This window comes from Paenibacillus sp. 7541 (genome assembly GCF_002276395.1).
Taxonomy (GTDB): Bacteria; Bacillota; Bacilli; order Paenibacillales; family Paenibacillaceae; genus Paenibacillus_AQ; species Paenibacillus_AQ campinasensis.
In genome coordinates, this window is record NZ_NQLZ01000017.1 from 83,802 (window position 1) to 90,229 (window position 6,428).

Annotated in this window: 7 protein-coding genes; 3 read left to right on the top strand and 4 right to left on the bottom strand. The window is 57.0% G+C overall.

Translation table 11 applies throughout. From position 1 onward, the window contains the following. Positions 1-14: 14 nt before the first annotated feature. The 3 genes from CHH75_RS12130 to CHH75_RS12140 all read left to right on the top strand — a co-directional run bounded on the left by CHH75_RS12130 (position 15) and on the right by CHH75_RS12140 (position 2,798). Positions 15-449 carry a hypothetical protein gene (locus tag CHH75_RS12130; protein ID WP_095398268.1) on the top strand — a complete coding sequence of 145 codons (435 nt, stop codon included), beginning with the start codon at positions 15-17 and terminating at the stop codon, positions 447-449. A 13-nt stretch (positions 450-462) separates the two neighbouring features. Beyond that, positions 463-1,473, top strand: a complete 1,011-nt coding sequence (locus CHH75_RS12135; protein WP_095398269.1) for a polyprenyl synthetase family protein — start codon at positions 463-465, stop codon at positions 1,471-1,473. A 98-nt stretch (positions 1,474-1,571) separates the two neighbouring features. After that, positions 1,572-2,798: a PCYCGC motif-containing (lipo)protein gene (locus CHH75_RS12140; protein ID WP_095398270.1), complete on the top strand. Its 1,227-nt coding sequence runs from the start codon at positions 1,572-1,574 to the stop codon at positions 2,796-2,798. A gap of 208 nt (positions 2,799-3,006) precedes the next feature. Here CHH75_RS12140 and CHH75_RS12145 read toward each other — a convergent pair whose 3' ends face one another. The 4 genes from CHH75_RS12145 to CHH75_RS12160 form a co-directional block, all read right to left on the bottom strand. Continuing rightward, positions 3,007-3,489 carry a hypothetical protein gene (locus CHH75_RS12145; RefSeq protein WP_141235835.1) on the bottom strand — a complete coding sequence of 161 codons (483 nt, stop codon included), beginning with the start codon at positions 3,487-3,489 and terminating at the stop codon, positions 3,007-3,009. Between the two features lie 122 nt (positions 3,490-3,611). Further along, entirely contained in the window at positions 3,612-4,403 is a 792-nt protein-coding gene (locus CHH75_RS12150; RefSeq protein ID WP_095398272.1) for an energy-coupling factor transporter transmembrane component T family protein, read from the bottom strand. Between the two features lie 35 nt (positions 4,404-4,438). Continuing rightward, entirely contained in the window at positions 4,439-5,503 is a 1,065-nt protein-coding gene (locus tag CHH75_RS12155; RefSeq protein ID WP_095398273.1) for an ATP-binding cassette domain-containing protein, read from the bottom strand. Next, positions 5,452-6,348 carry an ATP-binding cassette domain-containing protein gene (locus CHH75_RS12160; RefSeq protein ID WP_095398274.1) on the bottom strand — a complete coding sequence of 299 codons (897 nt, stop codon included), beginning with the start codon at positions 6,346-6,348 and terminating at the stop codon, positions 5,452-5,454. The genes CHH75_RS12155 and CHH75_RS12160 overlap by 52 nt, the downstream gene beginning before the upstream one ends. Positions 6,349-6,428 lie beyond the last annotated feature (80 nt).

Genomic DNA, 6,428 nt, shown 5'->3' on the forward strand with positions numbered 1-6,428 from the left:
AGGGGGAAACCAAGATGGATATGAACCTGCTGCAGGATACAATCGCCATGCTCCAACAGCATATTGATGCCGGAACCGAAATTGAGCTGACCGACATGGACGGCGCTCCGGTGCAAGACATTGCCAATCTGCTGAATGCTTATGAGCTGGCCTACTCCCGGAAAATGACCGTGCTCGCCTGCTGCATGCTTATTCATGCGGCTATCACGAGACACAAGAAGCTCGCGGTCCAGGACAATTCCAATCTGACCCGAAGCATTCTGGACGGGGATTATCTGACAGGTCTTCTCTATCGGCTTGCGGTTAAGCGCAAGGAGTGGAAGCTGCTGTCCAGGCTCCTCCCCTTTCATAAGCGGGTGCAGCTCGCACTGTTAAAGGATCCATCACCCGATAGGCTGTTCCGAGAGCTGAAGCATGAAATCGACGCTTACCTGAAAAGGAGCGCATAAGGAGCGAAGCCATATGAACCTTCACGACAAGCTGGGCACAGACCTGGCGGCTATCAATCGACTGCTGCGTTCTGTCGTAGAAACCGACAGTGATCTTCCCCGCCCTTCAGTTGTCCGGGACAGCGTTCTGAAGCTGATCGACGCCGGAGGAAAAAGATTGCGGCCTCTTATGGTCATAGTCGGGAGCCGTTATGGCAAGGAAATGAACGACTCCCTGGTCCTGCGCACAGCCGTCATGCTGGAGTATCTCCATATGGCTTCTCTCGTTCACGATGACATCATCGATCAGTCGGACATGCGCCGCGGTGAACCAACGCTTCATGCCGCAACGGATATCCGGACCGCCGTGCATGTCGGCAACTACATGATCGCCAGAGCAATGGAATGGGCTGCCGGCAAGCCGGAGCACACGCAGCCCGCGGAGGCTCCGCTTCCGGAGCTTCGCGAGGAGGATGCTTATCGCCTTGCCGAGCTGGCTGCCATGGTCACCGAGCTGTGCATGGGAGAATACGATCAACTGCATAACCGCTTTAATTACGATATGACGCTGGAGCAGTACCTGAGCAAGACACGCTTCAAAACCGCTTTGTTCATGGCCCACTGCCTGAAGGCTGGTGCCGATGCTGCTCAAGCCGATCCGGATACCGCTCAGCTGCTCTTCGACTTTGGCGAATCGCTCGGCATGGCGTTCCAGATCCAGGATGATCTGCTTGATTTCACACACACTCGTGAAACCATTGGCAAGCCAGCGGGAGCCGACCTGCGGAGCGGCAATGTGACGCTGCCGGTCATCTTCGCATTGGAGGATCCTTCCCTCGCCCCGTCAATTCGCCAGCTCGATGCACATGCTTCTTCCGATGTGTTCGGCGAAGTCGTGTCGCGTATCGCAGGCAGTCCTGCCATCCCGAAATGCCGGGCCTTGGCCCGCCAGTACGGTGAGCAGGCATGCCGCATTATGGACCGGCTGCAGGGGCATCCGGCACAGGGCGACTTGAGGATATTGGCGGAATACTTTCTTCAATAACAAGGATACAACCACACATCTGAATCTTAACATCATTCTACAACAGGGATCGTTCACCTTGAACGCATCCCTGTTCGTCCGATTAGGAGGCTGATGATATGAACATGCGTGCACCGCGGAAGCCGCTATGGATTACAGCTGCTGCAATCCTGATCCTTCTGATTGTTGGTGCTTCCATCTGGGCTGTCCGCTCCTCTCAGCTCTCGTCCTCGAACGAGGGCGATGCTTCCGGGAATGTCGAGACGCTGGCTCTATTCTCACTGAAGGGCTGCGGAAGCTGTACCGATGCGCTGGAAGTGATGAAGCAAATTGAGGGGGAGTATCCGGACTACCGTTACGAATATTTCAGTATTATTGATGACACAGAAGCGGTGAATCGCTATGGCGTTACCGAGCATCCGAGCCTGATTTTTCTAACGGGGGACGATCGTGAACTGGGGAGAATCAATAAAAAATTCACACCCGAAGACGTGGCCAGCAAACTGGAGGAGATCCGCTCCGCAGGGGGAAGCCTGGAGGCACAGGCCGGACAGCCATCCAGCGGCAGGGTCTCAACAGGAGAAGGCGATGCAGCTGCTCCACAAGCGCCTGTTCAGCTGACCTTGTATGCACTGGACTCGGAGACCCATGCGTTTACACCGGTAACCCAGTATTTCCATAGCAAAACCAATGTTCGGTATCCAAAGGTCAGCGCACTGCGCATGCTCGCGGAATTATCCGACAAGCTCCCTGCCAGCCTGCACAGCGCTATCCCCGAGCAGGTGTCCTTTGTCGAAATTCGAAGCGATGGCTCCGAGACGATTGTGGAGCTATCCGAAGAGTTCAATGCTTTTGCCGGATCAGATGAGGGCACACGGGCAGAGCAGGCCATTGCGCTGACGCTGCATCATTTCGAGGACGTTGATGGCGTTCGGATCGTCACCAATAGCTACCGAAGCGATCTCATCGCCAGCCGCGGGCTGACCTCCCTGATCGGCGAGCGCAACGAGTTCGTTGCTGCCTCATCGGATGTATTGGAACGGATGACGCGTACGGAATTGTACAACGCTGCTATTCTGCACAGCGACGATCTCGAGTTCCTCCCCTGCTATTGCGGCTGCGGAGACGCAGGACATCACAGCAACAGAGACTGCTATTTCAGCCGGAGCGATGATGGAAGACTTACGCCAACGCTTCATGCAGAATTTTGCCAGGTCTGCCTGGACATAACGCATCAGTATCTGGACGCCAGAGATCAGGGCAACAGCTTGCCGGACATTCGGCGTGCCATTGAAGACACCTACAAAGGGGCCGTGCCAACCAACACACCAACTCCACTCGGTTAAAGTCGGAACTACACTGTGATCTGATCACCGGCCCAGGAACTGCTGGCGGAACTGCCAGCTGTGTCCATGGCCATCACAGATCACAGGCAACATACGGTTCAAACGGCCAAACTCGGTTGAGCAAGGCATCATGACCCTGCTATGCTGCTGGTATAAACAGAGGCTGTCCCGGAAAGGGACAGCCTCTTTATATCACGTTCATTGTACGTTATTCTTCCCTCTTATTCACTTGAAAGCGATCAGTCACCATTACCTCTTGCCCTTGCTCCGTGGCGATCACAACGCTCATATCCGACCGCTGGAGCAAGACCCGGGTCGGGTTAGCCATGGACACATACAGCTCGCCTTCCGCATTGGGCACAAAAAGCGTTTCGTCCTTTATCGCGCCTACCCTGACCTGCACGTTCTCCTCGGGGCCGAACACGACTGCTCCCTCGACGGCAATCGTATATCGCTCATCAGGATTAAGCCCGTCGGCGGTTACGATAATATCCGCCATACCGGCATCAAATACAAGTGTGGCACTGCCCGCCCCATCCTGAAACGGCAGCACCTGGATTTGCTGATGTTCTGCAACCTGAATCACCTTATCCTCGGTACTCTCCGGCTCAGTGCTCTCCTCTGCAACAGTACAGCCTGACATAAGAATGAAGCCAAACAAGAAAAGAAACGCATAGCGCAATCTGCTCACCTCACAAGGGCCAATTCCTCACCATCATCGTTGTCCTTAGTATAAGACAGTCTCCCTTGAGAATAAAGCTAAGCTACGCGGCAGGCATCCACAACCGCTTGAAGAACTCCCGGCGCTGCCAGCTAGAGCAGACCCAGCGCCGCGATCGGAAGCAGGAAGGAGCCGATGAACAAGGTGTCGGTCCGGCTCCAGGACAAGGCCCGCAGCAGCGTACGCTCCGCCCCCAGGCGGTATCCTCTCGCTTCCATCGAATCGGCTAGCCCAAGGGCGCGCCGGAAGGCCCCCGCGGTCACGGGCACAAGCAGGGCAATTGCCAGCCGGGCCTTCTCCGATAACGGCCTCCCCTGGAAGCTCAGTCCCCGGGACACCTGGGACTTCCACAGCCGCTCCGCTTCCTCAAATATCGTTGGGATAAAGCGCAGTGAGATCGACAGCATCAGCACCAGCCGATCTGTCGGCACCCGGATCGCCTTCAGCGGACGCAGCAGGAAGCCCAGCCCTTCCGCCAGCCGGTCCGGCACCGTGGTGAACGTCAGCAGTGCAGCGAACATCACGAACAGCAGCATGCGCGAAGCGGACACGACGCCTTTCTCCAGTCCGCCGGCATACAGCTTGAATGCCCCCACATCCAGCAGCTGAGTCCCCCCAGCCCCGTAGAACAGATGGAATAGAAAGATAAACACCAGCAGAAACATCAGCGGCTTCACCGCCCTGATGAAGTAACGGAGCGGTATTCCCGATCCCTTCATGACCGCCAGAGTAAACAGCAGCAGCGCCACCACCCCTGCGTAGTTATTCACCATAAACACCGCGGTCATGAACAGCAGCATAGCCACGGTCTTCGCCCGGGGGTCAAGACCGTGCACCCAAGAATTGCCCTCGATATATCTTCCGAAAATCATGCGCTGCTGCATGTCTGTTCTCCCCTTTCTCCAATCTGTCCGAGCAATTACGTGGTCACGCCGCGCTGCTCCAGCAGCTTCACACACCAATCCGCCATGTCCGAGGCGTCCAGCCCGATTTCCGACGGGTATGCCGCTGCGGGCTGTCTTTGTCCAGCATGGATCTGCATCCCGGAAGCACCGAATGTCGCTGCTATGACATCCGCCGTACGTTTTGCCCGTGGCGGCACGATCCCTCCAGCTTCAAGCGTATCCGGGGAGTCCAGAAGCTGCCGGACATCGCCCTGGAAGATCACGCCCCCATCCTTCAACACGACAAACTCGTCTGCATAAGCAGCCGCTTCTTCCAGCCGGTGCGTGACGATCAGAACCGTCTTGCCCTGCTCCGTGCACAGGCTCCGCAGCAGCTCCATCAGCTCCTGACGGCTCACCGGATCGAGCGATGCCGTCGGCTCATCTAGAGCAATCACATCGGGATCTGCCGCCAGGACAGCAGCCAGCGCAACTTTGCGCATCTGTCCGGAGCTTAGACGGAACGGGCTGCATGTCAGCAGCTTCTCATCCAGACCGACAGAGGCTGCTGCCTGCAGGGCAGCTTCCCTCGCTTCCGCCTCCGACATCCCGAAATTGAGCGGAGCGAACATCAGCTCCCTCTCCACCGTCTCCTCAAACAGCTGCTGCTCGGGGTATTGGAAGACGAGCCCTACACGCTGCCGAAGCTTCTGAATATTATGGTGATTGTCGTGCTTCACATCCCGCTCGCTCTTCTTGGATCTCTCCTGTCCATACGGCTGTCCTTGCAGCAGTCCTTGCTCTTGCTCTTTCTTTCTGCCGCCAGCCCCGCTTCGTCCCCATCTCCATTTCCGCCTTCCCGGGCGCTCGCCGCTTCCCGCGGCCTCGATCACGTAATCCATAATTTGAATCCGTCCCTTATCAGGCCGAATCAATCCGTTCATATGCTGAAGAAGGGTAGACTTTCCGGAGCCTGGAGCGCCGAGCACCGCTGTCATGCCCCCTGCCTTCAACACAACATCCAGTTCGTCCAGGCCGATGACGGGTGTCATCCCCCGGTCCCGGTAGCGATACGATACCCGTTCAAATGATATGCCCATAACGCCTCTGCCACCTCGCTTTCCGACAAGCAGTCACCGATCTCAATGCCCCTTTGCCTCAGTTCCCGGCTCAGAAGAAGCGGATAAGGCGGCTTCAGCCTGCACATTTGCAGCAGTTCATCCTGCCCTAGCAAATCGCGAGGGCTTCCGTCAGCAACAATCCCACCGTCATGAATCACCAGCATGCGGTCTGCCTGCGCCATCTCCTCCACGTCATGGGTAACGGAGATCAGCGTATAAGCGCCGGATGCTCTCATCTCCTGCATAATTCCGAGCAATTCCTGCTTCGACCGCTCATCGAGCATGGAAGTGCCCTCGTCCACAATGACAATTCGAGGCTCCATCGCAAGCACGGCGGCCAGTGCCGCTCGCTGCTTCTGCCCGCCTGACAGGGTGGCCGGATGCCTGCGCAGCAAGTGCTTGATCCCAAGGCGCTCCGCATAACGCTCAAGCCGCTCCTGCATTTCCTCCCGCCGCAGACACAGATTCTCCAGGCCAAAAGCAATATCATCCTCCACCGTTAACCCGACGAACTGATCATCGGGATTCGCGAACACCATACCCACCCGTCTGCGAATCTCCGGGCAAGTATGGGGCGTCAGCTTCAGGCCGTCGATCACAATCCGCCCCTCGCTATGCGGGAGCAGGCCGTTCATGAGCCGGACAAGCGTCGATTTCCCCGATCCGTTCCGGCCGGCGATACACACCCATTGCCCTTCCGGTATCGTAAGCGACAGATCAGACAGCACCCGATCTTCGCCGCGCCGGCACTCCACATGCTCCATCCTGACAGCCACTCTTGATGCATTACATGAATCTGCGCCTGCCTTCAGCTCCCTGACCATGACAGCTCCTCCTTCGCTTCAACTTTCCGTCTGAAAAACGCCTCCGTGATCGATCCGCGCGAGCGAGCTGATGAGATGCC